Source organism: Phormidium sp. CCY1219 (assembly GCF_035615515.1).
GTDB lineage: Bacteria > Cyanobacteriota > Cyanobacteriia > Cyanobacteriales > Laspinemataceae > CCY1219.
In genome coordinates, this window is record NZ_JAJENT010000772.1 from 1 (window position 1) to 288 (window position 288).

Genomic DNA, 288 nt, shown 5'->3' on the forward strand with positions numbered 1-288 from the left:
TATCTGCTCTCTCACCCAAGCGCGAAACGAACGCAATAAAGTAGTTTCGCCGACGGTTTGGCTTTGTGCTAAAAATTGGGCGACTTGTGCCACGGGCAAGATGGGAAAAGCGAGCGATCGCTCCACCGGGACATATTCCCCTTCTTGCAATTGCAAAAACTGCACCGCGCCGCGATCGCATCTCCAGATTTCCGGCACTCCCATCGCGGCATAAATCCCCTCTCGGTCGATAGAACTGCTGGTAACATCAATTTCGATTACCAAATCAGGGGGCGGATCGGTTTTTAA

General features: G+C 51.7%; 1 protein-coding gene. It reads right to left on the minus strand.

Features of this window, described 5'->3' with window-relative positions; all coding sequences use genetic code 11:
• On the minus strand, positions 1–288 hold a 288-nt coding region (locus tag LKK83_RS23260; RefSeq protein WP_324633772.1), incomplete at both ends, for a Uma2 family endonuclease.